Origin of the sequence: Haloferax profundi, assembly GCF_001469865.1 — an archaeon.
Lineage (GTDB): Archaea > Halobacteriota > Halobacteria > Halobacteriales > Haloferacaceae > Haloferax > Haloferax profundi.
In genome coordinates this window covers 1-507 of record NZ_LOPV01000080.1, presented here as the reverse complement: position 1 = coordinate 507, position 507 = coordinate 1, and the positions used below count along the sequence as shown (strand labels likewise).

Below are 507 nucleotides of genomic sequence, written 5' to 3'. Positions count from 1 at the left end.
TCTAATTCACCGACGAGGAGGATACCATCGTCGAAGACAGACTTTGCGACCCGTGGGGTGAGTGTGTGTACATCCACAAGATCGACGTCGTCTGTCCCAAGGTTCTCACTCAGGTCAGCACTCAATCCAAAGAATGCGTCATTGTATGCTGAGTCGTCGTGTTGAACCTCATCAAGCTCGACTGCGATATCGATATCACTTGTGGGGTGCGTTTTCCCGCTAGCGTGTGAACCGAAGAGAATCGCAAGTCGCACTGAATGTTCTCTCAGAATTGCTTGAATGGTCTCAAGCGGAAGATCATCAGCGACCTCGGTTGTCTCAGCGGTTCTCATTATTGTAGGCCACGTCGCGGTGCCACATAAATTCTCAGTCATACCGGGGTGTGTCACTCCGTGTTTCCGCCGAACAGTCGTTTCGTTCGGTCTACCAACGACGTCTTCTCTGAGTTGTCTTCGGTGCCACTCAGACTGTTTTCCTCGTCATTATTGGCGTCACTACGTGCCGAAA

1 protein-coding gene is annotated in these 507 nt (G+C 51.1%); it reads right to left on the bottom strand.

Going from position 1 to position 507, the window contains the following annotated elements; translation table 11 throughout:
- A partial coding sequence (gene mntA, locus AUR66_RS03835; protein WP_197409670.1) for a type VII toxin-antitoxin system MntA family adenylyltransferase antitoxin occupies positions 1-332 on the bottom strand: 332 nt, incomplete at its 3' end.
- Positions 333-507: the final 175 nt, after the last annotated feature.